The 26,192-nt window shown below is 49.7% G+C and carries 21 protein-coding genes; 16 read left to right on the top strand and 5 right to left on the bottom strand.

Annotated features, from left to right (window positions below; all coding sequences use genetic code 11):
* The first annotated feature begins 19 nt into the window (after positions 1–19).
* From serC to C2M24_RS15350, 9 genes are all read left to right on the top strand, one after another.
* Positions 20–1,102: a 3-phosphoserine/phosphohydroxythreonine transaminase gene (serC, locus tag C2M24_RS15390; protein ID WP_105198896.1), complete on the top strand. Its 1,083-nt coding sequence runs from the start codon at positions 20–22 to the stop codon at positions 1,100–1,102.
* Positions 1,102–2,382, top strand: a complete 1,281-nt coding sequence (gene aroA, locus C2M24_RS15385) for a 3-phosphoshikimate 1-carboxyvinyltransferase (RefSeq protein ID WP_105216065.1) — start codon at positions 1,102–1,104, stop codon at positions 2,380–2,382. The genes serC and aroA overlap by 1 nt, the downstream gene beginning before the upstream one ends.
* Before the next feature lie 167 nt (positions 2,383–2,549).
* Entirely contained in the window at positions 2,550–3,260 is a 711-nt protein-coding gene (gene cmk, locus C2M24_RS15380) for a (d)CMP kinase (protein WP_105198898.1), read from the top strand.
* A 104-nt stretch (positions 3,261–3,364) separates the two neighbouring features.
* Complete coding sequence (rpsA, locus tag C2M24_RS15375) at positions 3,365–5,032, top strand: 30S ribosomal protein S1 (protein WP_105198899.1); 1,668 nt, start codon at positions 3,365–3,367, stop codon at positions 5,030–5,032.
* A 61-nt stretch (positions 5,033–5,093) separates the two neighbouring features.
* Positions 5,094–5,378: an integration host factor subunit beta gene (gene ihfB, locus C2M24_RS15370; protein WP_105198900.1), complete on the top strand. Its 285-nt coding sequence runs from the start codon at positions 5,094–5,096 to the stop codon at positions 5,376–5,378.
* Between the two features lie 25 nt (positions 5,379–5,403).
* Positions 5,404–5,691 (top strand): lipopolysaccharide assembly protein LapA domain-containing protein, encoded by a 288-nt coding sequence (locus C2M24_RS15365; protein WP_105216063.1) that lies wholly within the window; start codon positions 5,404–5,406, stop codon positions 5,689–5,691.
* Between the two features lie 13 nt (positions 5,692–5,704).
* Positions 5,705–6,841, top strand: a complete 1,137-nt coding sequence (lapB, locus tag C2M24_RS15360; protein ID WP_105198902.1) for a lipopolysaccharide assembly protein LapB — start codon at positions 5,705–5,707, stop codon at positions 6,839–6,841.
* Between the two features lie 11 nt (positions 6,842–6,852).
* Entirely contained in the window at positions 6,853–7,560 is a 708-nt protein-coding gene (gene pyrF / locus C2M24_RS15355; protein WP_105198903.1) for an orotidine-5'-phosphate decarboxylase, read from the top strand.
* A gap of 1 nt (position 7,561) precedes the next feature.
* Positions 7,562–7,948 carry a hypothetical protein gene (locus C2M24_RS15350; protein WP_105198904.1) on the top strand — a complete coding sequence of 129 codons (387 nt, stop codon included), beginning with the start codon at positions 7,562–7,564 and terminating at the stop codon, positions 7,946–7,948.
* A 12-nt stretch (positions 7,949–7,960) separates the two neighbouring features.
* Here the strand turns inward: C2M24_RS15350 and C2M24_RS15345 are convergent, their stop codons facing one another.
* A complete protein-coding gene (locus C2M24_RS15345) occupies positions 7,961–8,800 on the bottom strand; it encodes a CvfB family protein (RefSeq protein WP_105198905.1) in 840 nt (279 codons plus the stop codon).
* Entirely contained in the window at positions 8,800–10,149 is a 1,350-nt protein-coding gene (locus C2M24_RS15340; RefSeq protein ID WP_105216061.1) for a DEAD/DEAH box helicase, read from the bottom strand. The genes C2M24_RS15345 and C2M24_RS15340 overlap by 1 nt, the downstream gene beginning before the upstream one ends.
* A gap of 167 nt (positions 10,150–10,316) precedes the next feature.
* On the opposite strand from C2M24_RS15340, the gene trhO reads away from it, so the two are divergent.
* From trhO to C2M24_RS15305, 7 genes are all read left to right on the top strand, one after another.
* Positions 10,317–11,303, top strand: a complete 987-nt coding sequence (gene trhO / locus C2M24_RS15335; RefSeq protein WP_105198907.1) for an oxygen-dependent tRNA uridine(34) hydroxylase TrhO — start codon at positions 10,317–10,319, stop codon at positions 11,301–11,303.
* Between the two features lie 149 nt (positions 11,304–11,452).
* Positions 11,453–12,604: a serine hydrolase domain-containing protein gene (locus tag C2M24_RS15330; RefSeq protein ID WP_105216059.1), complete on the top strand. Its 1,152-nt coding sequence runs from the start codon at positions 11,453–11,455 to the stop codon at positions 12,602–12,604.
* Between the two features lie 107 nt (positions 12,605–12,711).
* The gene (locus C2M24_RS15325; RefSeq protein WP_233999564.1) at positions 12,712–12,945 is read left to right on the top strand and encodes a hypothetical protein; all 234 of its coding nucleotides are present in this window, start codon (positions 12,712–12,714) and stop codon (positions 12,943–12,945) included.
* Positions 12,946–13,301: 356 nt separating this feature from the next.
* A complete protein-coding gene (locus C2M24_RS15320) occupies positions 13,302–14,270 on the top strand; it encodes an efflux RND transporter periplasmic adaptor subunit (RefSeq protein ID WP_105216055.1) in 969 nt (322 codons plus the stop codon).
* 3 nt (positions 14,271–14,273) lie between these two features.
* Positions 14,274–17,360, top strand: coding sequence for an efflux RND transporter permease subunit (locus tag C2M24_RS15315; protein WP_105216053.1), 3,087 nt, complete (start codon positions 14,274–14,276; stop codon positions 17,358–17,360).
* Positions 17,361–17,449: 89 nt separating this feature from the next.
* A complete protein-coding gene (locus tag C2M24_RS15310; protein WP_105216051.1) occupies positions 17,450–19,345 on the top strand; it encodes a DUF294 nucleotidyltransferase-like domain-containing protein in 1,896 nt (631 codons plus the stop codon).
* A gap of 2 nt (positions 19,346–19,347) precedes the next feature.
* Complete coding sequence (locus C2M24_RS15305; RefSeq protein ID WP_105199093.1) at positions 19,348–20,049, top strand: 3'-5' exonuclease; 702 nt, start codon at positions 19,348–19,350, stop codon at positions 20,047–20,049.
* Positions 20,050–20,297: 248 nt separating this feature from the next.
* Here C2M24_RS15305 and C2M24_RS15300 read toward each other — a convergent pair whose 3' ends face one another.
* The 3 genes from C2M24_RS15300 to asnB all read right to left on the bottom strand — a co-directional run bounded on the left by C2M24_RS15300 (position 20,298) and on the right by asnB (position 26,107).
* Complete coding sequence (locus C2M24_RS15300; protein ID WP_105216049.1) at positions 20,298–21,872, bottom strand: BCCT family transporter; 1,575 nt, start codon at positions 21,870–21,872, stop codon at positions 20,298–20,300.
* A 247-nt stretch (positions 21,873–22,119) separates the two neighbouring features.
* Positions 22,120–24,285, bottom strand: a complete 2,166-nt coding sequence (locus C2M24_RS15295) for a S46 family peptidase (protein ID WP_105216047.1) — start codon at positions 24,283–24,285, stop codon at positions 22,120–22,122.
* A gap of 148 nt (positions 24,286–24,433) precedes the next feature.
* Complete coding sequence (gene asnB / locus C2M24_RS15290; protein WP_105216045.1) at positions 24,434–26,107, bottom strand: asparagine synthase B; 1,674 nt, start codon at positions 26,105–26,107, stop codon at positions 24,434–24,436.
* Positions 26,108–26,192: the final 85 nt, after the last annotated feature.

The following is a 26,192-nucleotide window of genomic DNA, read 5'->3' as shown; positions in this document are numbered from 1 at the left end:
GTGGAATGAGGAAGAAGTAATGAGCGTTTATAATTTTTGTGCCGGCCCTGCCATGTTACCTCCAGCCGTTATGGAAAAAGCACAGCAAGAGTTTTTAGACTGGCAAGGACTAGGTGTATCGGTTATGGAAGTAAGTCACCGCGCCGAACCCTTTTTGACCATGGCTCAACAGTGTGAGGCACGTCTGCGTCGGCTAATGAACATCAGCGATGAATTTGCCGTACTTTTTATGCACGGTGGTGGTCGCGGTCAGTTTGCCGCTGTGCCTATGAACCTGCACCTTGATGATGCTCCAGCCGTGTATATCAACACAGGTATCTGGTCTGATGGCGCCGCTAAGGAAGCGAAAAAATACACAGATGTTGTGGAAATCAATGTTCGCGATGATAAAGACGGACAATTCGGTGTGCTTCCTGTGTCTCAGTGGCCTTTACCTGAAAAAGCCAGTTATATCCATTACTGCCCGAATGAAACCATAGATGGCGTTGAGTTATTCGATGTACCATCTCACCCAACGGCGCCGATTGTTGCCGATATGTCCTCTATGATCTTATCGCGCGATATTGATGTAAATCAGTTCGATGTGATTTACGCAGGGGCACAGAAAAACATCGGCCCATCGGGTCTGGCCATAGTTATTGTACGTAAGACTTTGCTTGAGCGAGAAGGCGTGCCGCGCCCGGGTATTCTTGATTACGCCATCGAGGCCGAGCAGGGCAGCATGTACAACACACCACCTACCTTTGCCTGGTATCTGGCCGATGTGGTCTTTAAATGGCTTGAGGAACAGGGCGGTGTGCCAGCTATGCAGCGCCATAACAAGAATAAGGCGGCGATTTTATACGACTACATTGATGCATCGGATTTCTACAGCAACAAGGTTGCTAAAGACTGCCGCTCATTGATGAATGTACCATTTTGGTTAAACGACGAGAGCCTGAACGAGCGCTTCCTGGCCTTGTCACAACAGGCTGGCTTATTAGCGCTTGAGGGCCACCGTTTTGTCGGCGGTATGCGCGCCAGTATTTACAATGCCATGCCGGTGGCGGGTATCGAGGCCCTGGTAACCTTTATGGAGCAGTTCGCCCAGGAGCACAGTTAATGGAATCATTGCGCTTAGAGCCCATTAATAAGGTGCAAGGCGAAGTGGTGTTACCCGGCTCGAAAAGCTTATCTAATCGTATTCTTTTGTTGGCGGCCTTGTCTCAAGGCACCACTAGGGTGACCAACCTGCTCGATAGCGACGATATTCGTCATATGCTAGGGGCACTTGCGCTAATGGGTGTTGAGGTTGAGCTCAACGAGGACAAGACTCAGGCCTTGGTTCATGGCCAAGGTGGCAAGCTGACTACGCCACAAGAGCCCTTGTTTTTGGGTAATGCTGGCACCGCTTACAGGCCGCTTACGGCGGTACTTGCTGCCACACCAGGCGAGTTTGAGTTAAGCGGCGAGCCGCGTATGGAAGAGCGCCCAATCGGCCACCTAGTTGATGCATTGCGTGCTTTAGGGGCTGATATCGACTACCTGAAAACGCAGGATTATCCGCCTTTGGCCATCAAAGGAAAAACCCTGGCCGGTGGCGAAGTCACTATAGACGGCAGTATTTCCAGTCAGTTCTTAACCGCGCTGTTAATGACGGCACCGCTGTTTAGTGGCGACACTAATATCAGCATTAAGGGTGAGCTGGTCTCCAAGCCTTATATAGATATCACCCAGGGGGTGATGCGTAAATTCGGTGTCGAGGTAAGCAACAATAACTACCAGAGTTTCCATGTGAAAGGGGGGCAGCAATATGTCTCTCCCGGTGAAATCATGGTAGAGGGCGATGCGTCATCGGCGTCGTACTTTATTGCTGCGGCCGCTATTAATGGTGGCGAGATCACCATTCACGGTGTCGGTAAGGCGTCGGTTCAAGGTGACATAGGCTTTGCCAAGGTAATGGAGCAGGTGGGTGCCGATATTGATTGGTACGACAATAAGCTGGTGGTACGTAAAGGACAGCTCAATGGCGTTGATATCGATGCCAATGCCATTCCCGATGCAGCCATGACACTTGCCACGGTAGCGCTGTTTGCCAAGGGCAAAACCGCCATTCGCAATATTTACAATTGGCGGGTGAAAGAAACCGATCGCTTGTATGCCATGGCCACAGAGTTGAAAAAGCTCGGCGCCGAGGTGGTGGAAGGGCATGATTATATCGAGATCACACCGCCACAGCACTTAGCGGATGTGGCCATTGACACCTATAACGACCACCGTATTGCCATGTGTTTTTCCATGGTGGCGGTCGGTGGTTGGCCGGTGACCATTAACGACCCTGGCTGTACCGCCAAGACCTTTCCTACCTATTTTGATACCTTAGCCAGCGTCAGCTGCAGCTAATCTCCATGCCCGCTTACGGCTTATGGCAAGCGGGCATCTTTATCTAACCATTTGTTGATCCGTTACAAAACAATCTTAAAAATCTGGCGTATTAACGCGAATTTACAAAATAGTTCGCGTATAATGCGGCGATTTTAAAATGTTTGCTGTGCATGCAGGAGGTTTAAATGCAGGCATCTATGCCGGTGATCACCATTGACGGGCCCAGTGGCTCGGGCAAAGGTACAGTGTGTCGTTTACTCGCGCAAAAGTTGGGCTGGGACGTGCTCGACAGTGGCGCAATTTATCGTGTTTTGGCGCTTGCGGCGCTACACCATCAGATAGCACTCGACAATGAAGAAGCCTTAGTCCCGCTTGCAGCAAATTTAGATGTGCAATTTAGCTTTGATGCTCAAAGCGAAAGCAGCAAGATTATTCTCGAAGGCGAGGAAGTGACCCATGGTATTCGTAATGAAGAAGTGGGCGCGGCAGCTTCAAAAGTTGCGGCTCTGCCTCGCGTTCGTGAAGCACTATTGCGCCGCCAACGCGCCTTTCGCGGCGATGCCGGGCTGATTGCCGATGGCCGCGATATGGGCACTGTGGTGTTTCCCGAGGCCAATGTAAAAATATTCCTGACCGCCAGCGCTGAAGAGCGCGCCGAGCGACGCTTTAAAGAGTTGAAGGCTAAGGGTCTGGATGTTACACTAAGTGGTCTACTTATCGACATTAAAGCTCGTGACGAGCGTGATATGAATCGCGCCGTGGCGCCGCTTATTCCCGCGGAAGACGCGGTAAGCTTAGATACCACTGAGCTCAATGCCGAGCAAGTATTTGCCAAAGTCATGTCGATTATCGACCAGGCCGTTGTTGACGGCAAGTTGGCGAAGCTAAGTAAATAAGCAGTAATTATACCTACGCATGAGCAGGACGCACGTGCTTAATTAATAACCCCGCTGAGCAGTGACGCGACGTGGAGAATTTAACTTATAGAGACGTATTAAGTATGTCAGAAAATTTTGCGCAGTTATTTGAAGAAAGCCTACAGGGTTTTGAAGCTCAACAGGGCTCAATCGTAAAAGGTACCGTAATCTCTATCGAGAACAACATTGTTCTTGTAGACGCTGGCCTTAAGTCAGAAAGTGCTATCCCTGCAGAGCAGTTCAAAAATACTGCTGGTGAACTAGAAGTTGCTGTTGGTGACGAAGTAGATGTTGCTCTAGATGCAATCGAAGACGGTTTCGGTGAAACTATCCTTTCTCGTGAGAAAGCGAAGCGCCACGAAGCGTGGATCCGCCTTGAGAAAGCATGTGAAGAAAACGAAACTGTTACTGGTGTTATCAACGGTAAGGTTAAAGGTGGTTTCACTGTTGAAGTTGATTCTATCCGTGCCTTCCTACCTGGTTCACTTGTTGACGTTCGTCCAGTACGTGACACAACTCACCTTGAAGGTAAAGAGCTTGAGTTCAAAGTAATCAAGCTTGACCAGAAGCGTAACAACGTTGTTGTTTCTCGCCGTGCAGTTATCGAATCTGAAAACTCACAAGAGCGTGAAGAACTTCTTCAGAACCTTGTTGAAGGTCAAGAAGTTAAAGGTATCGTTAAGAACCTTACAGACTACGGTGCGTTCGTTGACCTAGGTGGTGTTGACGGTCTACTACACATCACTGACATGGCGTGGAAGCGTGTTAAGCACCCTTCAGAAATCGTAAATGTTGGCGACGAAATCAACGTTAAAGTTCTTAAGTTTGACAAAGAGAAGACACGTGTTTCTCTAGGCCTTAAGCAGCTTGGCGAAGATCCATGGCAAGAAATTGCTAACCGTTACCCAGAAGGCGCTAAGCTATCTGGTCGTGTAACTAACCTAACTGACTACGGTTGTTTCGTTGAAATCGAAGAAGGCGTAGAAGGTCTAGTACACGTTTCTGAGATGGATTGGACTAACAAAAACATCCACCCATCTAAAGTTGTTTCACTAGGTGACAACGTAGACGTAATGGTTCTAGAAATCGACGAAGAGCGTCGTCGTATTTCTCTAGGTCTTAAGCAATGTAAAGCTAACCCTTGGCAAGAATTTGCTCGTCTACAAAACAAAGGCGACCAAGTTACTGGTAAGATCAAGTCAATCACTGACTTCGGTATCTTCATCGGCCTTGACGGTGGCATCGACGGTCTTGTACACCTTTCAGACATCTCTTGGAACACTCCAGGCGAAGAAGCTGTACGTGAGTACAAGAAAGGCGACGAAATCACTGCTATCGTACTTCAGGTTGACCCAGAGCGTGAGCGTATCTCTCTAGGCGTTAAGCAAATCGAAGCTGATCCTTTCAATAACTACCTGGACGCAAACAAAAAAGGTGCTATTGTTAAAGGTAAAGTAACTGCTGTTGACGCTAAAGGTGCAACTGTAGAGCTTATCGAAGGCGTTGAAGGTTACATCCGTGTAGCTGACATTGCACAAGAGCGTGTTGAAGATGCAACTGCCGTTGTTTCTGAAGGCGACGAAATTGAAGCTAAGTTTGTAGGCGTAGATCGTAAGAACCGCGCTATCAGCCTTTCAGTTAAAGCGATTTACGAAGCTGAAGAAAAAGAAGCATTAGAGAAGTTGAAGGCAGATGAGCCTCAGTTCGAAAATGCTATGGCTGCTGCATTCAAAAATGCACAGAAAGACTAATATTTAGTCTTGTCTTAGGAAGGGCGTAAGCCCTTCCTTTGTAAGCCCCTAAGGAAACATTATGACCAAGTCAGAACTAATAGAACAACTTGCACAAAGTCACGCTCATATCCAAGCCCGCGATGTTGAGAATGCCGTTAAAGAAATTCTAGAACAGATGGCCGGTTCATTGTCTGAAGCCGAGCGCATCGAAATCCGTGGCTTTGGTAGTTTCTCTCTACATTTCCGTGCACCGCGCACAGGTCGTAACCCTAAGACTGGGGAAACCGTTGAGCTAGACGGTAAGTACGTGCCGCACTTTAAACCGGGCAAGGAATTACGCGACCGCGTTAACGCCAGTATTTAATCATCACGGATGGAGTAACCGCTGAGTGAAGGTTGTAAAGTTCATTCTGTTTGTACTGTGTATTTTTATTGCCTTTGTACTAGGTTCGCAAAATCCACAGCTAGTCCAGGTCAATTACCTTATTGCCAGCGCCACCATGCCATTAGCCGCGCTAATGAGCGTCTGTTTTATTGTCGGATTAGTCTTAGGCTGCTTTGTTAGCTTCCGCTTATTTTCAAAGTTAAAGTGGCAAAACTATCGCTTGCAAAAACGAACGAGCAACTTTCCCGTAATGCCCAAGAGCAAAGTCAAAGTACCGCTCTGGCATCTTTAAAAGATAACTAGTTATGCTGGAGCTGTTGTTTTTACTCTTGCCCGTAGCCGCCGGTTACGGCTGGATCATGGGTAAAAACAGTGCTAAAAATCAAGCTCATCAGCACAGTCGTAAAATCACCGCAGAATACAGCAAAGGCCTGAAGTTTCTTCTCGATAGGGAAGACGATCAGGGTCTTGAGCACCTAATTCAACTTCTTGAAGTATCCGCCGACTCGGTGGAGCATTATTTGACTTTGGCGACCTTGTTTCGTCGCCGTGGCGAGCTGGATCGTGCCATTAAAATCCACGAATTATTGCTTGAACACCCTAATCTTAATGAGGACCAGCTGACGACCTGTCGCCTGGAGTTGGCGCAGGACTATATCCTTGCCGGCTTATTGGACAGTGCCGAAGAGCACCTGCTTATTCTTATTAAGCAAAAACGACCTCAGGCGCTTGAACCGCTAATTTCCTTGTATTCGCAGACCCGTGAATGGCACAAAGGCATTGCCTTGCACCAGCGTTATGCTCATCTATTTACCCAGCGTCAGCAAAAAATTGCCATAGCTAATTTTTATTGTGAAGCCGGTGCTGCGGATCATGCACCTGAGCTAATGTCGCAGGCTTTGGGCGTGGGTGAGCCGAGCGTACGTCCTCTGTACGAACTTGGGCAATTGGCCTATGAGCGCGAAGATTATGTGCAGGCCATTCATTATTGGCGTGATTTAATTTGCCAGTTTACCTTTAGCTCCCCCTTAGTGCTTGAGCGCTTAAGCAAGAGCTACCACCATTTGCAGCTAGAGCATCAGTTTGAACACTTGTTGGCCGAGCTGGTCGATAAAGGCGGTATTGGTCTTAAAATTCACTATTGCCAGCACTTGCTTGATGCCGGGCAGCGCAAACAAGCGGTTGAGTTCATCACCAAGAGTTTAAAGAAACAACCTAATATTCGCGGCTTTCGTTTTTTGCTACAATTACTTGCAGGGCAAAACGCGCAGCTTGATGAAGCGCTAAACCCAATAGATAAACTTATTCAATCATACATAGATACCAAAGCAGATTTTCAGTGTCAGCATTGCGGCTTTCAAAGTCACAGTCATTATTGGTTGTGTCCGTCTTGTCGTCATTGGGAATCTATGCAACCAAGCCGTGGGCTTGATGGTTTTTAAACAGGAAAAACATGAACGCTGTTGACTCTAAAAAAGTTCTTATCGCTTTAGATTACGATGATAAAGCCAAGGCATTGGCATTTGTACAACAATTATCTCCGGATAGCTGCCGCCTTAAAGTTGGCAAGGAAATGTTTACTCATTTCGGTCCGGAATTTGTAAAGCAATTGGTAGAGTTGGGCTTCGATGTATTCCTGGATTTAAAGTTTCACGATATTCCTAATACGGTTGCTAAAGCGGTAAAAGCCGCTGCCGAACTGGGTGTATGGATGGTTAACGTGCACGCCAGCGGTGGTGTGGAAATGATGCAAAAGGCGAAGGAAATATTAGTACCTTTTGGCGATAAAGCCCCCTTGTTAATTGCCGTGACCGTGCTTACCAGCATGGATGAAATGCAATTAAAACAATTAGGTATTGAAAAGACCCCGCAAGAGCAAGTATTGTATTTAGCAGAGTTAGCCAAGCAGGCAGGCCTTGATGGTGTGGTGTGCTCGGCGCAAGAAGCGCAAGCGCTTAAGCAACACTTAGGTGCTGACTTTAAACTGGTAACGCCGGGGATCCGACCAGCAGGCAGTGATGCGGGCGACCAAAAGCGCATTATGACGCCAAAGCAGGCGATTGAAAGCGGCAGCGACTACCTGGTAATAGGGCGTCCAATTACCCAGGCTGAAGACCCGGTTGCCGTATTGAAAGCCATCAATGAGAGTCTAGGAGACTAAGGTGAAATATTTAGTGTTTATCGCTGCCCTGGCGGCGGCTGGGTATTATTACCTTGAACACACAAGGTCTCAAAGTAATGCCTCAGCGCTGAATCTAGTTCTCTCCGAGGCTAGAAAGGGTGAGGTTGACCTTTTTGCCTTAAAAGACGCGCTGACAAAACATGTGTACGCTATTTGCGACAGCAACTCCAGCAGGTTGCTTGAAAGCGAGCGCTCCGTGAGTGATTGTGAGCAGCTTCATGACATCAAGCATGCCGAGTGTAATGAACGTGTTTTTCGCCTGGCACCACTAACCATAACGGATAGAGATGAGGTGGTTGATTACGCTAAGCGCTATGTACGCTGCTCCCTGCCTTATGAAGATTTAAGCTATCAGCCGATTAAATAAAAAAACGCGACCTTAAGGTCGCGTTTTTAGTTTTATCTGTGTGGCTTCGATATCAATCAGCCCGTCTTTAAACAAGCCGCCTATGGCCTTTTTAAAGTTGGCTTTTGAGGTGCCAAACTGACGCTTAATTGCCTCCGGGGTGGACTTATCGCCTAGGGGCAAGATGCCGCCTTTATTATTTAGTTCATCAAGGATCTGCTGCTTCAGAGGATCGATTTTCGCCATCCCAGGCGCTTCGAGCAGGATATCAATTTTGCCATCTTCACGGCACTGCTGCACATAGGCTTTTAAGCGTTGGCCGACAAAGAGGTTACGGTGCACGCGGTTGTGGAAAATAAGACCCCAGTGCAGCTCATCGACTATTACTTTAAAACCAAGGTCGGTTTTCGCCGCTACTATGATCTCAACCTGATCCCCGTTTTTATAATTTGGCTTGGCGCGACCAACAAACTTGTTAAGATTGCTCGATGCGCAAATACGCTTTGAGGCGTTATCCAGGTAAAGTTTTACCAGATAGCTGCGCTCGGGTTGCATGCGTGGCTTTTGCTCATTAAAGGGCACCAGTAGATCTTTTTCTAGACCCCAATCCAAAAAGGCGCCGATTTGATTCACTTGTTTTACCTGGAGCAGGGCAAAATCACCCACCTGGGCTCTGGGTTTAGTGCGGGTCGCCGTTGGATGGCCCATGTTATCCAGGTAAACAAACACGCTTAGGCTATCGCCGCGCTCAATCTCATCCGGGGTCTGCTCTGCGGGTAGGAATACTTCACCCAAGTCTGGGCTGTGTAAATACAGGCCTTCGCCGGCTACTTCATCGACAAACAGGGTTTGCCATTGTCCTAAGCTACTCATTATTCTTCCTCATCCTGCATCGGTTTTGGTTTACGCTTTAGTGAGCCCATGGCATTAGGGTCAAATGGCGCGGCAATGGGTTTTCTAGCCTTTGCGGCAGGACCCTTACGCGATTTAACTTTTGCTGATTTACTGCCTTGTGCTGCCGTTTTATCTGCTTTTTTAGGCGTGCTGATCTTAGGCTTAGGCTGGGTAAAGCCTTTAAATTTACCTACCAGGCCTTCGATTTCACTAAAAGGCAGAGGACGGCGCATAAACTGGTTAATGGCTAAATAGCTTTGCCAGTCTTTCGGGCCTACCAGGGAAATGGCTGAGCCCTTAAATCCGGCGCGACCGGTACGACCTATGCGGTGGATGTATTCTTCGGCGTTTTTCGGTAAATCGAAATTAATAACATGGGTCACATTTAAAAGATCCAGCCCGCGCGAGGCGACATCTGTGGTGATAAGCACTTGGTAAAGGCCACGGCTGAAACTATCCATGATATCCAGGCGCTTATTTTGTGCCAGGGTACCCTCGAGCGCTACGGCCTTTAAGCCTTGCTTGCTGATTTTATCACACAGGCGCTGGGTATCTTCGCGGGTGGCGGTAAAGATAATGCACTGACCTAAGCCTTCTTCGTTGGCAAGCAGATGGTCAAGCAAGGCTTCTTTATGGTCGAGATGATCCGCTAAATACAGGCGTTGGGAGATGTCACCATGCTCGTCGGTGGCGGCGCTGATGCTTACACCCTTAGGGTTTTTCAATAAATTGCGCGATAGGGCACCTACTTGAGCGTGCTCCAAGGTAGCCGAAAACAACAGACTCTGGCGCAGGCGGTGGTCGGCGCTTTTATTGATAAGTTCGACTTGCTCACTAAAGCCTAAATCAAGAATACGGTCAGCTTCATCGAAAATCAGCATTTCCAGACCGGCCAAGTGTAAAGAGCGGTCTTCGAGGTGATCGGCAATACGTCCCGGGGTGCCAACAACAAAATGCGGGTCTTTGCGCAGTGCTTTCACCTGATCGTTATAGTTCTCTCCGCCAAGCACTTTTACAGCGCTCAGGGCGGTGCCGGCAATCAGCAAGCGCAGTTGGGTATAAACTTGGGTCGCAAGTTCACGGGTAGGAGTAACGATCAACACCCGAGGGTCGCGCTTCGATAAGGCCTTTTGTTTCATCACCCTTTGTACCGCAGGTAACAAAAACGCCAAGGTCTTGCCTGAGCCGGTTTTTGATTGCGCAAATAAGTCGTACCCGGCCAACGCCAAGGGAATAGCTTGGGCTTGAATATCGGTAGGTGTGGTAATGCCCTGGTGCGTTATTTGTGCACACAGGCGCGTATCGATACCCAAATCACTGAATTGCAAATTCACTCTCCAACAAAAAATACAGTTAATACAGCGCTATTATAACGTATTGCGACGGCCCTCTGGCAGCTAATTTTGCGTTTTCAGCCATTATGGGTAAAATACGCTTCCCTAATGCGCCGGATTTACGATTCGGTAGAGTTAAAAGCAAATAAATAGGTATATTAATGTCACAACAATACGTCGTGTGTGCGCTTTATAAGTTTGTCGCGCTTCCTAATTTTGAACAAATTCGTCAACCTCTTCTTGATGTGATGCTGGCCAATGATGTACGCGGTACATTATTGCTTGCCAATGAAGGTATTAACGGTACGGTCGCTGGTAAGCGCGAAGGTATCGATGCCTTACTGGCCTGGCTAGATAAGCAACCGAACCTGGACAATATCGTTTCTAAAGAATCTTTTGATGATGAATGTCCTTTCTACCGCACCAAGGTAAAGCTGAAAAAAGAAATCGTTACCATGGGTGTTGAAGGTATCGACCCGCGTGAAGTGGTGGGCACTTATGTGAAGCCAAAAGACTGGAACGCCCTGATCAGCGACCCTGATGTGGTATTGGTAGATACCCGTAACGATTATGAAATCGAAATCGGTACCTTTGAGAACGCGGTTGACCCTAAAACCAAGACCTTCCGCGAGTTCCCAGCCTGGGCCGAGCAAAACCTTGACCCGAAAAAGCATAAAAAGGTCGCCATGTTCTGTACCGGTGGTATCCGCTGTGAAAAGTCCACCGCCTATATGAAAGAACAGGGCTTTGAAGAGGTGTATCACCTTGAAGGCGGTATCTTAAAGTACTTGGAAGAAGTGCCGAAAGAAGAAACCATGTGGCAGGGTGAGTGTTTTGTATTCGATAACCGCGTAGCCGTTGATCACGACCTGAACAAGGGTCAATACGACCAATGCCATGCCTGTCGCATGCCTATCACCGAAGATGACAAGCAAAAGCCGGAATATATGCAGGGGGTTTCTTGCCACCACTGCCACGAAAATGTCAGCGATGAGCAGCGTGCCCGTTTTGCCGAGCGTCAAAAGCAAATCGAGCTGGCCAAAGAGCGTGGCGAAGGCCATATTGGTCATGAAGCCCAGGAAATGCTGCATAAGCGCAAAGAGCTAAAGCAGCAGCTTAAAGACCAACAGCGCGCAGCAAATAAATAATTTAATTTTATATACTTAAAAAAGGAAGCGACTATCGCTTCCTTTTTTTATGGCTAAGGCTTAGAGTTTACGAAAAGGAACTGTATTAACAGAAGGTTAGTAGCTTCTGTTGGCAATAGATTAAACCGCATTGTCGGTAGAGGGATGATATGAAACGCGCGCCACTTGCCATATTACTTGCATTGAATTTAAACACTGCTAGCGCGTCGCTTAGCTCGGAGATTGATAGCATCATGGACGCTGCTATCGACAAGGACGCACCAGGATGTAATTTAGGAATAAGTCATCAGGGCCAATTTATTCACAAACGCGGATATGGATTGGCCAATCTCGAGTTAGACGTTCCCTTGGATGGCAACCAGGTTCACCGAATGGCATCGGTTTCTAAACAGTTTACTGCTATGGCCGTGTTGCTCTTAGTACAGCAAGGAAAGCTCGACTTAGATCAAGACATTCGAACTTATCTGCCAGCGCTAAGGGAGTATCAAAGCAAGGTCAGTATTCGCCAAATGTTAGGGCACACTGCGGGAATGGGAGATTATGACCTTATTGCGCCTTCCTATGAAGGGGAAGTAAGTGATAAGGCAATAGAGTTAAGATCCGTGGCCGGAGGGCAATTTCGTCTCGGTAATGAAGATTATCTAACCATTGATGAATTCTATGATGTCGTAAAAACCGTACCGTTAGCGCAGGAACCCGGCAAGGAATTCAAATATTCGAACCTGGCTTATTTTCTTCTTTCTATGCTCGTCGAAAAGGTTTCTGGCAAATCACTGCGGCAGTTTTCTTCAGAGCAGATGTTTACCCCATTGGGAATGAAACACACTTTTTTTAGTGATAACCCCGTCGAGGTGGTAAAAAACCGAGCTTCGGGTTACAAACAAGCGCAAGACGGTACCTATGTAACCGACATGACCAACCTATTCTGGGTCGGGGATGGTGGCCTGCATACCACTCTAGACGATTTATTAATCTGGAATAATCAATTTACTACGCCAAGCTTGGGTCAGGATCCAGAACAGTTGATAGCCATGATGAACACGCCTAACTCCAATATTGGCCCCTCAGCTGTATCCAGCTATGCCAATGGTCAGTTTATCAATGAATTTAAAGGGTACAGGGAGTTTGCTCACTCTGGGGGATGGCTTGGAACTACCACCTATTTTGCAAGATATCCGCAATTAAAATTGTCATTTGCATTGATGTGCAATGATGTCTCTAACGACAATGTTTTCAGCGCTTATAAAGCGATTAGGGACAAGGTATTTAATGAAGTATTAAACAAAAAGGAAGATAAATAGTGAAAAAAGGACTCGTGATTGCGTTTTTGGTCGTGCTGCTATTTGGATGCAGCAAGCCAGTACCTTCGGATAGGCAAGCTTACGTAGGTGTATGGGAAAGTCCTGAGATGAGGTTACTGATACTCGCCGATGGCACGGTCGATTATAAACGACTTAAAAATGGTGGCACAACCTCCATAAACGCGGCTTTACAAGAGTTTGAAGGCGACGACTTTATCGTTGGCTTTGGATTTATCAATACCCGCTTTTCGGTAACGCAGCCGCCTCAGGAGGTCGATGGTCAGTACCAAATGGTTGTCGATGGGGTGTTACTGACCAAAAAAAATGTAATGACTAGATAGAGGGGTATGTGACCCCTTTTTTAATATTCTTTTCCCGGAAGCGGGTGCAAATCCATTTCCTCCCTCAATTATGCGAGCGCGGTTCAGCGAAAGTAAAGATATGTAAAACCGGCTTTCAAGGCCGATGATTTGTGATCTAATGCTATTAATTAGTACGTATCTGTAATGCGTTAATGTAACTAGTCGCGCTATATCGGGAATTGACCGAAGCTAGGGAGAGTCTCAGAGCGACGAGCTGTTACACTCACACAACAGGATAATTACCCTAATAGCCGACATGAGTTGGTATATAACAAGAAGGAAGGTTCAGTTTGCGACAGCTTTTCAGTGCAATTATTTGTAGTTTAATAATCACTATGCCAGCGCTCGCTAAGGCCACCAAAGTAGTGGTGGAAAATGTGAGTTTAGAGCACTCACAGCAAGAGGTTCAGGCGGTCGGCAGTGCCGAGGCCATTCATTCAGTGGTCTTGTATCCGGCTGTGGGCGATAGGGTGACAGGGGTTCACTTTACGCCGGGACAAAAGGTCGAATCGGGAGCGCTTTTGCTTGAGCTGGACTCACGCTTGCAGCGCGCGGCGTTGGAAGAGGCCAAAATCCGTTTGGCCGATGCCGAGCGCACCCTGGAGCGTTTGCAAAACAGCTTTGCCAAGGGCGCCATTCCTAAAAGTGACAGAGACAATGCGTTAACGGCACGGGATCTGGCCAAGGTCGCGCTGACTAAGGCCCAAGCCGAGCTTGAAGACCGTCAGGTGCGCGCGCCTTTTGCCGGCGTGATGGGGCTTACCGATGTCGAGGTGGGTGACCGCATCAGCGCGCAAACCGCCATTGCCAGCATAGATGATATCACTTCCTTGTATATCAATTTCAACGCTCCTGAGGCGGCCCTGACCATGCTCAGAGCCGGCGCTGAAGTGAGCGTACAGCCTTGGCAGCAACAAGAGGCGATTACAGCGAAAATCGCGCAGCTTGATTCACGTATCGATGCTGACTCGCGCACTCTTAGGGTTAAAGCTCAGATAAATAATTCCGACGCGCTTTATATTCCTGGTATGAGCTTCCGTGTGCGTTTAAGTATGCAGGGCGACGCCTATGCCGTGGTGCCCGAAGCGGCGCTACTTTGGGGCGCAACCGGCCCTTATGTATGGAAAAGCGTGGATAATGTAGCCACTCGAGTGGATGTGAAAATTGCCCAGCGCCTTTCCGGACGTCTCTTGGTCAGCGGTGCCCTAGATGAAGGCGAGCTACTGATAGTTGAAGGCGTGCAGCGTTTACGCGCCAATCAAAGCGTAAAGTTTGAGCAGACTCAGTTGGCGGAGAGGAATTAAGCCATGAGCGAGCAAATTAATACGCAAATTCAAGACTTGCCTTCAATGGCGATACGCCGGCCAGTGCTAATAGTGGTGTTGAACCTGCTGATCATCATAGCCGGTATCGCCGCCATTGCTGGCGTTGAGGTACGGGAGTTGCCGGATGTCGACCGTCCACGCATTACCGTTTCTGCCTCATTCCCAGGTGGCTCACCGGAAACCGTAGACACAGAAGTCACCAGTAAACTTGAGGGCGCCGTGGCCCGCGTCAGTGGTGTTAAGTCCATTCGCGCCCAAAGTGAAGAGGGCAGTGCCCGTATCAGTGTTGAGTTTCGCCCAGGTATCAATCTCGACGATGCCGCCAATGAAACCCGGGAATCAGTATCCCGGGTACAAAGAGAGTTGCCAGAAGAGGTAGAGCGGGTGTCCATTATCAAGGCCGATAATGATGCCGAAGCCGTAGTGTCTCTGACTGTAAGCAGCGAAACCCTGTCCTTGGAAGCGCTCACCGAGCGCGTGGAAACCGACTTGGCGCCGCAGTTTTTGACCATACCCGGCGTTGCCGACGTGCGCCTTAACGGCGATCGTGAGCGGGTGATGCGGGTGCGCATCGATCCCTTAAAGCTAAGCAGCTTTAACCTTACTATCCCGGATGTGGCGGCGGCGCTGCGCCAGGCGCCTTTTGATGTGCCAGCGGGCAGCTTAAAATCCGATGACCAACAGCTTATCGTACGTGCCGATGCCACCTCTGTCAGTGCCGAGCAGGTAGGGGACATCATAGTCCGCGGCGATACCCGTATTGCCGATATTGCTGCCGTTTATTTTGGCCCCGCCGATCCGCGCTCCATGGTGCGTTTAGACGGCAAGCCGGTGATCGGCATGGAAGTCATTCGTCAGGCTCAGTCCAATACCATAGAAATTTCCGATGAAGTTCTCTTGTTGCTTGAGCGCATGCGTGAGCGTTTTCCGCAAATGGAATTTACCCTGACTTCGGACGATGCCCAGTTTATTCGCAGCTCGGTGGATGAGGTGCTTAACTCCCTGGTGCTGACCATAGTGCTGGTGGTGATCACCCTGTGGGTCTTTATCGGCTCATGGCGGGCAACCCTGGTACCGGCTTTTGCCATTCCGGTGGCGCTTATCGGTTCACTTGCTCTTATTTGGGCGCTGGGCTTTTCAATCAATATTCTTACCCTGCTGGCCCTTGTACTGGCCACAGGCCTGATTGTTGATGATGCCATAGTTGTGAGCGAAAACATCCAGCGTCAGCGCAGCATGGGCCTTGGCCGCCGCGCTGCGGCTGTGGTAGGCACGCGGGAAGTGTTCTTTGCCGTGGTTGCCACCACGGCCGTATTGGCCGCCGTGTTTGTGCCCATCGCCTTTTTGCCTTCTACCGCCGGGCGCTTATTCCGTGAATTCGGTGGTGTGCTGGCTGGGGCCGTGATCATCTCCAGCTTTGTCGCCTTATCTTTGGTCCCGGCCTTAACCTCAAAATTAAAGCCAAAATCCGGTGGCCGTCATCCTTTTGCTAAATTGGGTAATCGATTGGCGGGTGCTTATCAGTGGTGCATTAGCAAGGTGTTAGACCATGCCTGGGCGACCTTTGCCGTTTCCCTGCTTGTCGCCGCTGGCTCAGGAGCCCTGTATTTACAGCTTGATAATGAACTTCTGCCGTCTGAGGACAGGGGTAAAATACGTATCTTTGCCCGTGGCCCGGATGGCGTTGGTCTGAACTTTATGGACCGTCAGGCGAAACAGATGGAAGACGTGCTTCTCCCTTATGTGCAAAGTGGTGAAATCGAGTCCATCTATACCGTGGTGGGGCAATGGGATCCGAATATTGTCTTTATTACCGTGCCGCTGAAGCATTGGGACGAGCGCCATTTCAGCCAACAGGAAATTATCAACAAGCTGCGGGCCCCCTTAGGGGATATTCCCGGCGCTCCGGCGCGGGCATTTGGCTCAAACAGTCTGAACTTACGCGGTCAAGGTGGTGGCGTTGAGTTGGCCTTGTTAGGTCAGGACTACAAGCTTATCTATGCTGCGGCCCAGGATTATGTCAAGGCGGTAGAGCAGGCCATTCCTGAGGTGGCGCCGGTGCGGATTTCTTATCAGCCGTCGCAGCCGCAGCTCAGAGTGAATATCGATCGCCGCCGCGCTCAGGAGTTAGGCGTAGAGCTAAGTGATATCGCTGTAACCCTGCGTGCCGCCATCAACGGCGACGATGTAGCTGACTTGAACGTTGGCGACCAATCCATTCCTATTATGTTGCAGGCACAGAACCGCACCATCAATTCGCCAAGCGATCTGGCCAACCTCTATGTGGGTAGTGGCAATGGTCAACTGGTACCGCTAAGCTCGGTGGCCACCATCAGTGAAGAAGGCGTGGCTGCAGAGTTAGGACGCCATGCCCAGCGCCGCGCCATCGAAGTGGATATGCAGTTGCCAGCGGATATGGCCATGAGTGATCTGGTTGATCAGCTCCGTGATATTGGTGAAAACACCTTGCCCAGCAGCGTAACTCTGGCCTTTAAAGGAGAAGCGCTCACCTTTGAGGAAACCGCCAATGAGGTGGTGCTGACATATGTGCTGGCTTTTGTCATAGTGCTTTTGGTGTTGGCGGCTCAGTTTGAAAGCGTCAATAGCGCCGTGGTGGTGATGATCACTGTGCCCTTTGGCATTAGTTCGGCAATTTTGGCCTTGTATCTCACCGGTACCTCGCTCAATATTTTCTCGCAAATCGGTCTGGTGATGTTGATTGGCCTTATCGCCAAAAACGCCATCTTGCTGGTGGAATTTGCCGACCAGCTAAGAGATAAAGGCTACCAGGTGCGTGAAGCGGTTGAGCGGGCTGCTCTGGTGCGCCTGCGCCCAATAACCATGACCTTGGTTTCCACCTTGCTCGGAGCCTTGCCATTGATTCTCTCTACCGGCGCCGGCGCCGAAGCCCGTAGCGCCATCGGTTGGGTTGTTTTCGGTGGCTTGGCCCTGGCGGTACTCTTTACCTTATTCCTCACCCCTGTGGTGTATTTAGGCCTGGCACGCTTTACCAAGCCAAGGGCGGATGAGAGTAAACAACTCGCCGCCGAGCTTGAGCAAGCCTCCTGATCTGAATGTCCGCGAATATCGCGGACATTTTTTTTTACCCCAATTTATATTAAGCTTCAGCCTATTAGCCGCAGATTAAAGGATGCACTATGCAGGCAGAGCAGCTTGAGATAGCTCAATTTCTCACTAGTCATTCACCCTTTGACGAGCTCCCCGAAGATGCCTTAGCCCATCTTGCGCAACAAGTCGAAGTCGCTTATTTCCGTGCCGGTACGGATATTCTTCACTATGGCGACGATATTGCCGACCTCTATGTCATTCGCTCCGGCGCGGTGGAATCCTACCGGCGCAGTGGTGAGCTTTACAACCGTATGGACAGCGGCGGTATTTTTGGGCAGATGGGACTGCTGATGAATCGCAAGGTGCGTTTTCCAGTGACCGCCATAGAAGACACCCTAGTTTATTGCATCGGTGTGGAACTATTTACCGAATACTGCGATAAATTCGAGGTGTTTGCCGATTACTTTGAGGCCGATGGCAATGTGCGCTTACACCAGGCCATAGTCGAGCAAGCCGACAGCAATGATTTAACCACCGCTAAGGTTAAGGCCTTGTTACACAGGGACGTTGTGACCGTCTCCGCCGATGCCAGTATTCAGGAGGTGGCTCTGCTGATGAGCGATGAGCATATCTCCAGTGTCTTGGTTACCGATCCCAACAAGCCCATTAGCGATGACCCAGAAGAAGACGACGGTCAGGTGGTGGGGATTATCACAGACAGGGATATTCGCTCTCAGGTGGTGGCGCTGGGGAAAAGCCTGGTCACGCCGGCCCATGAGGTGATGTCCACTAATCTTACCTTACTCGATGCCAATGATTATGTGTTTGAGGCGGTGCTGGCCATGCTCAGGGACAATGTTCATCACTTGCCTATTTTGCATAAGCGCAAGCCCATTGGCGTGATCTCCTTATCGGATATTTTGCGTTACGAATCGCAAAGCAGCCTGCTGTTGGTGCGTGGAATTCTTGCCCAGCAAACGGTGGACGATCTCACTCATTTTGCCAAGCAGCTGCCCAATGTCTTTGTGCGCATGGTCAACGAAGATGCTAATTCGCATATGATAGGTACGGCCATGGCGGTGATCGGCCGCACCTTTAAACAGCGACTGCTGGCCCTGGCTGAGGAAAAGCTGGGGCCGCCGCCGGTTCCTTATTGTTTTATCGCCCTGGGTTCCATGGCCCGGGACGAGCAACTCATAGTTACGGATCAGGATAACGCCATTATTCTTGACGATAGCTTTAACGAGCAGGAGCATGACGCTTACTTTCAGGCGCTGTCAGATTTTGTCTGTGATGGTTTGGCGGCGTGCGGCTATACCTATTGCGATGGCGAGATCATGGCGTCGTTTAAAAAATGGCGTCTTACCCGCAGTCAATGGCGCGAGCAATTCGCCACATGGATTGCCGAGCCCAAGCCGCAAGCCCTGTTACACAGTTCAATCTTTTTCGATTTAGATGGTGTGTGGGGCAAAACCAAGTGGGCGGAAGAGCTTAAATCTTATATCGCCAAGGAAGGGCGGGCCAATCGTAAATTCTTGGCAAACCTGGCGGCCAATGCCCGTAACCGCACGCCGCCGCTGGGCTTTTTTAAGGGCTTTGTGTTAGAACACGACGGCGAGCACAAGCATTCCATGAACCTAAAACGTCGCGGTACGGCGCCATTATCGGATGTTATTCGTGTGCATGCCCTGGCGGTTGGCTCGCGTAAGCAAAATTCGTTTGAGCGCCTGGAAGACATTATCGATGCCAAGCTATTGCCACCGGGTAAAGCCCAGGATCTTCGCGATGCCCTGGAGTATATTGCCATGATGCGCATTCGCCATCAGGCTTGGCAAATCGAGCAGGGTGAAAACCCGGACAACAACCTGGATCCGAATTTGTTATCGCCATTCGAGCAGCGTAATTTAAAAGAAGCCTTTGCCATCTTAGAAAAGGCACAAAGCTTTCTTAAGTTCCGTTATCAAACCGGTAATGGGTTGAACTAGTGTTGTCAGATCACCTCATAGACTGGCCAGCACGCTACCAGCAGCTGGCCAATAAAGCTCAACATCCCCAGTTACAGCAATTTTATCGAGCCGGCATCGCGAGCGGTGAGCAGACCCTGGGCGAGGCGCAGTTTGTGGCTCTGGACTTTGAAACCACCGGGCTCGACAGCGCCGGCGATGAAATTGTCAGCATTGGTCTGGTGCCCTTTACCTGGCAGCGCATTTATTGCCGGCAGGCCCGTCACTGGTTGGTGCAACCCAAACGAAATTTGGCGGAGCAGTCCATAGTGATCCACGGCATTACCCATTCGGAAGTCGAAGATGCGCCGGACTTAAGCAAGGTACTTGAACCCTTGTTGGCGGCTATAGCAGGAAAGGTGGTGGTGGTGCATTACCATGCCATAGAGCGGCCATTTTTGGCCAACAGCCTGTTACGACGCATCAACGAAAGCATTGAATTTGCGCTCATTGATACCATGGCCATCGAGCGCCAGGCGTTAAAGGCGCGGCGCGGATTTATCGGGCGCTTGCTGGGAGAGAAAATAGGCTCATTGCGTCTATCTGATTGTCGTGCTCGCTATAACTTGCCTCCTTATGGTGTGCATAATGCCATGACAGACGCCTTGGCTACCGCCGAATTATTGCAAGCCCAGTTGCGCTATCATTATCGCAGTGACACCCAGCTCAACCAGCTGTGGATGTAAAAAACCTGAACTTCGGATAGCGAATGCTTTTCTAGCAGCCAGTTTTGGCGCTAACTGCGTTGAATTCACTTCCAATAGCCAGCTATTGGTGCATCAATTCGCCTGGTTATCCCTAAAACTCTCTGGCTAGACAAGGGGTAATTTATAGTAAGTATTTAAAAACAATAAGTTAGCTCATCCCTCATCCAAACCTCAGGTTAAAAAAACGCCGCTGATGCGGCGTTTCGTATGATCCCCAAATCCCAGGTTTAAGGTCTGGGCTCGGTGCGCAAACCTAAAATCAAGCTCACACACATCAGCAACAGCACTATGGTGAAGGGCAGGCCGGTGGAAACGGCGCCAGCTTGCAGCGCTTCCATAGCTTCTTTACCACCAATCCAAAGCAAGGCTGCGGCAATCGCGCCTTCGATAGAGGCCCAAAAGACCCTTTGTGGTACCGGCGCATCCACCTTACCACCGGCGGTGATCGAGTCGATAACCAAGGAGCCCGAGTCGGAAGAGGTGATAAAGAACACCAGTACCAACACTATGGCGATAAAGGAGAGCACCTTGGCCATAGGCAGCTGTTCAAACATTTGGAACATGGCCAGCGGCACCTCGGTCAGGCCTTTTTCACCTAAGGACCCCAGGCCTGAGGCCACTTGATCTATGGCGATACCGCCATAAATGGACATCCAAAGCGCGGTCACTAAGGTCGGGATAAGCAAGACAGCAATGAGAAACTCGCGAATGGTGCGGCCTTTGGAAACGCGGGCGATAAACATGCCAACAAAAGGTGACCATGAAATCCACCAGGCCCAATAGAATACCGTCCAGCCGTGCATCCAGGTTTCGTCCTCACGGCCATGCGGGTTACTCAAAGGAATAATATTTTCGATATAGCCAAGCAGGGTGTTCGGTAAGTTGCCCATGGCGGCGGCAAAGCCAACTAGAGCAACAAATAACAAGAGCGCAAAGGCGAGTATCATATTGACGTTACTTAATACCTTTACCCCGCCTTCGATGCCGCGCACCACCGAGATAATGGCCAGCAGGGTAACACCAATGATCACGCCAATTTGCAAACCAACACCACCGTCGGTACCAAAGACATGATTAAAGCCGGCAGAGGCTTGCTGCGCACCTAAACCCAGAGAAGTAGCTAAACCAAATAGCGTCGCCAGTACCGCAAGTATGTCGATTATATGGCCGGGCCATCCCCAGGCGCGGTCGCCTAAGATGGGGTAGAAGATAGAGCGAATCGACAGCGGCAAGCCCTTGTTATAGGAGAAAAAGGCCAGCGATAGTGCAACCACCGCATAGATGGCCCAAGGATGCAGGCCCCAGTGGAACATGGTAGCGCCCATAGCGGTTTTCGCTGCCTCTGGAGTATTGGCTTCGACGCCTAGCGGTGTTTCGTACCAACCCGTGTAATAAGCCACCGGCTCGGCTACGCCCCAGAACATCAGGCCTATCCCCATGCCGGCGGCAAAAAGCATGGCCAGCCAGGAAATGCGCGAGTGTGAAGGCTTTGCCGACTCTCCGCCGAGTTTAATTTTACCGTAAGGGGAGACGATCAAGGCCAAACAAAAGAGCACAAAGAGGTTGGCCGCCCACATAAATAACACATCAAAATTACCTATGATGTCCCATTTGAGGCCGTCCAGGGCCTTTTTCGCGGTGGCTGGATCGGTAACCAGAATAGCTACCAAAAAGATGATGATAAGGCCTGCGCTAATGCCGAAAACAGGGTTATGAACATCAAACCCCCACTTTTGCACATTATCCTGGCCGACGGTGTAATCGGTATTTTCTATACTGTACTTGTCATGATGTTCACTCATGCCTACCTCTAGTTGTTAAACCCATTAGAGCCAAGGCCTAGTTGAGTGAGTCCACGTAAATCAATGATTTGTAGACTAACTAAATTAGACCCCTTCATATGTACAATAGTTTAGGGATTAAAATATAAATGTAAATTGTCAGCGCGATAAATGCCATAAATGAGGTGGTTTTTGTATTTTTTATGCGCATAAAAAAAGCGCCGGGTGGCGCTTTAAATTATATGGAATAATTCGCGGTGGAATTAGTTTATTTCACTATCACCATTTCATTAAGCAGGTTATCGGCCTTATCGACATAGCGCATAACCCACAGCATATAGCGGCTGTCGACATGAATCGAACGATTTAAGTTAGCGTCATAGTCCCAATCGCCGATGATGCTCTCGCTCACACCGTCGAACAATAAACCCACCAGCTCGGCATTACCGTTAAGCGTTGGCGAGCCGGAGTTACCACCTGTGGTATCTACTGTACTTAGGAAGTTAACCGGCACCGAACCCAGGCTGGACATCTCGTAGCTACCGTAGTTTTTGGCGGTAATTTGCTCCATTTGTGCTGCTGGCGCATCAAAAGGTGCCACACCCGTGTATTTCTCGGTGATCCCTTCAAGGGTAGTAAACGGCGTATAGGTCACGGCGTCGCGCGGGCTGTAGCCCTTAACCGAGCCATAGGTTACACGTAACGTGCTGTTGGCATCGGCATACACAGGCAGGCCTTGTTCCTGGTTGTAAGCAATAATCGCGGCCATATATTGTGGGCGAATTTTATTAAGCTCACCGGTTAGCGCCTTGTCTTCTAGCTCACGCTCACGCATTTGCTCATAGGTGGCAACTGCCAGTTTAATAAAGGCATCATCGCTTTGTTTAAACTCGGTAACCGACTTATCCATCCAGGCCAAACGTACTTGCTCATCGTTAAGCTCGGTGTTTTTATACATGGCGGCCAGGGTCTTAGCCATTTTTTCCTTGCTGTAGCCCTTGTCTAAGCCAAGTGCCTTATCCAGAGATGCAACGCGTTGTTGCGGCTCAAGTTGGGCGTAAAGTTCAACAAAGTGGGCCATTAGCGCCATATCTACCGCATCGTCATAGCGACGCGACAGGCTGGTCATACCGGCTTTGAAGCGGGTCATATCACGCTCTTGATAGCCAGGTTCACGCTGGGCATTAGGTAGCTGTTGCTCGTTAGCAAGGCGATACAAGCGGCTTGCCGTTGACATCATGGCGCTGCGGTTTAAATAACCCAGGATTAAATCCAGTTCGCTGCTGGCCTGTGACTTGGCAATCAAGCTATCAAGCTCTTTAAGGACATGAGCGTATTGTTTTTTACGTGCTTTATCAGCATTGATCCAGCTTGCCAACTCGGTGGCCAGTTTATCCTTGCGCTCCTGCATATCGGTTTTTTGATACGAGTTAACCATGCCGCCGTAGTTTTTCGCATAGTTGGCCAGACTCGCCAGCGTGCTTTCATAGGCGATACGGGCTTTTGAGCCTTCTTCGGCGGTGGCCTTGATGATATCCATGGACTGTTCACGGTAGGCCTTGGCTTTAGGGTACACCTCGGTAAATTGATGCTCTACCTCGGCATTGGTGCGATAGCGGTTGGTGCGACCTGGGTAGCCGGTAACCATAACGAAGTCACCTTCTTTAACGCCTTTGGCGCTGACCTTTAGGAATGAATCCGAGCTAAAGGGCACATTCTCTTCACTGAAAGGCGCCGGCTTGCCGTCTTTACCTACATAGGCGCGGTAGAAAGAATAGTCGCCAGTGTGACGTGGCCACATCCAGTTATCAATATCGCCGCCGTATTTACCTATCCCCTGTGCCGGGTTGTAAACCAAACGTACGTCCTGGATTTCCAAAGACTTGATCAGGTAATACTCTAAACCGCCGTGGAAGCTATACACATTACAGCGGTAGCCACCGCCTTGCTCACACTCGGCAACCAGAGATTTTTGGGCTTGCTCAATGGCTTTGTAGCGCGCGTTACCATCCATAGAGTCGTTGAGCTGGACGTTAACCTTGTCGGTGACATTGGTTACTTCTTCGGTCACATAAACACGTGAGCCCGGAGAGGCTGGCAGCTCTTCGCCATAGGTTTTTGCCAGGAAGCCATTTTGCAGAATATTATTCTCCGGCGACGAATTGTACTGAATCGAGCCGTAGGCACAGTGGTGGTTAGTAACAACCAGGCCCTTAGGAGAGACAAAAGAAGCCGTACAGCCACCCAGGCTAATCACAGCGTTCATTGGAAATTCGGTCAGCTTAGAAATGTTTTTAGGGTCGATTTCAAGGCCTTTTTCCTTTAATACTGACTCTAGCTGCGGTAATTGATGCGGCTGCCACATGCCTTCGTCGGCAAGGGCTGAGTTTATGGTCGTCGCTAAAATCGCGGCGCCAATAAGAGATAAACGCATAGTTTCATCCTAGTTGTTATATTTTCGCGACGCAGTGTCGCGCAGCAAAGGGTTAGGTGCAACTTTTTACGTTTACAAAATGTTTCTGGTGGCGCTTTAGTAAAAGAGGAAAGTGGGCGCAGACTAGGTCGCGCCCTAAAGGTTAGGCTTAGCTCTCGGTCGAGTAGGCAGACTGGTGAATACTGGCGGCCCGCCCCGAGGGGTCGGCATTGGTTTGAAATGACGCATCCCAGGCCAGAGCTTGCGGGGTAGAGCAGGCCACCGATTTGCCGTGGGGCACACACAAGGTCGCAACCCCGCCGGGGAAGTGTTGCTCGAAGATATTGCGATAAAAATACGCCTCTTTGCTATCCGGGGTATTGAGCGGAAATTTAAAGTGGGCGTTTTGCATATCCCGGTCCGATACCTGCTCTTCGACGTAGGCTTTAAGTGAGTCTATCCAGTTATAGCCAACGCCATCGGAGAACTGCTCTTTTTGTCGCCACAGCACCTCGTCCGGCAGATAGCCATCGAAAGCTTCACGAATAATGTGCTTTTCGATGCGCCCGTCCTTACACATTTTTGCCTCTGGATTAATGCGCATGGCGATATCGATAAATTCCTTGTCTAAAAACGGCACTCGCGCCTCGACGCCCCAGGCGGCCATGGATTTATTGGCGCGCAGGCAATCGAACATATGCAGCTTGGCCACCTTGCGGTTTAATTCGTCATGGAATTCCTCGGCATTGGGGGCCTTATGGAAATACAGATAGCCGCCAAAGAGTTCATCGGCGCCTTCGCCGGAGAGCACCATTTTAATGCCCATGGCCTTAATGTGACGGGCCATCAGGTACATGGGGGTAGAGGCGCGCACCGTGGTGACATCATAGGTCTCCAGATGGTAGATGACCTCCTTAATGGCGTCTATTCCTTGCTGCACGGTAAAGTGAATGGGGTGGTGAATGGTACCGATATGCTCGGCAACCTTATCGGCGGCGGTAAGATCAGGCGAGCCTTCAAGGCCGATGGAAAAGGAGTGCAACTTTGGCCACCAGGCATCGCTGGCATCGTTATCCTCAATGCGCTTGGCGGCAAATTTTTGAGTAATGGCGGAGATAAGCGAAGAGTCCAGCCCCCCTGACAATAAAACCCCATAGGGCACATCGCACATCAGCTGGCGTTTTACCGCAGCCTCCAGGGCATGTTTAAGGGTTTCCGGCTCGGCATCATTGTCTTTAACCGCGGAATATTCTTGCCAGTCTCTGTGATAATAGCGCTGGTATTCGCCCACCTCGCTATCAAGGAAATGACCCGGAGGGAACTCCTCAATGTGGTTACATATTGGCGTCAGCGCCTTGAGCTCACTGGCCACATAGAAATTGCCATGTTCGTCGCGGCCGGTATAAAGGGGGATAATGCCGATATGGTCGCGGCCAATCAGGTATTTATCCTTTTCTTCATCGTACAGGCAAAAGGCAAAAATACCGTTGAGCTCGTCGAGAAAGGCACTGCCTTTTTCTTCGTACAGGGCGAGGATCACCTCACAATCGCTCTGGGTTTGAAATTCGTAGTCTATGGTCAGGGCATCGGCGAGTTGCTGATGGTTATAGATTTCGCCATTGACCGCCAACACATGGTTGCCGGCTTTATTAAACAGCGGCTGTGCACCGCTTTGTACGCCAACGATCGCCAGACGCTCATGCACTAAAATGGCCTTATCGCCGGTATAAACGCCGGACCAGTCCGGGCCGCGGTGGCGCAACAGTTTCGACATGTCTATGGCTTGCTCGCGCAATTGCGCAATACTGGACTTGATATCGAGCACCGCAAAAATTGAACACATATTTGTTTTCCTCATTCCTATCTCGAGCTTTTGTTGTAGCAGAAAAAATATGCCAAGTCACATGCTTGGCTAGGTTGTTTTTGAA

This window comes from Pseudoalteromonas sp. T1lg22, from assembly GCF_002964645.1.
Lineage (GTDB): Bacteria > Pseudomonadota > Gammaproteobacteria > Enterobacterales > Alteromonadaceae > Pseudoalteromonas.
Note: the sequence above shows the minus strand (reverse complement) of the source record. Positions and strands in the feature narration are given on the sequence as shown.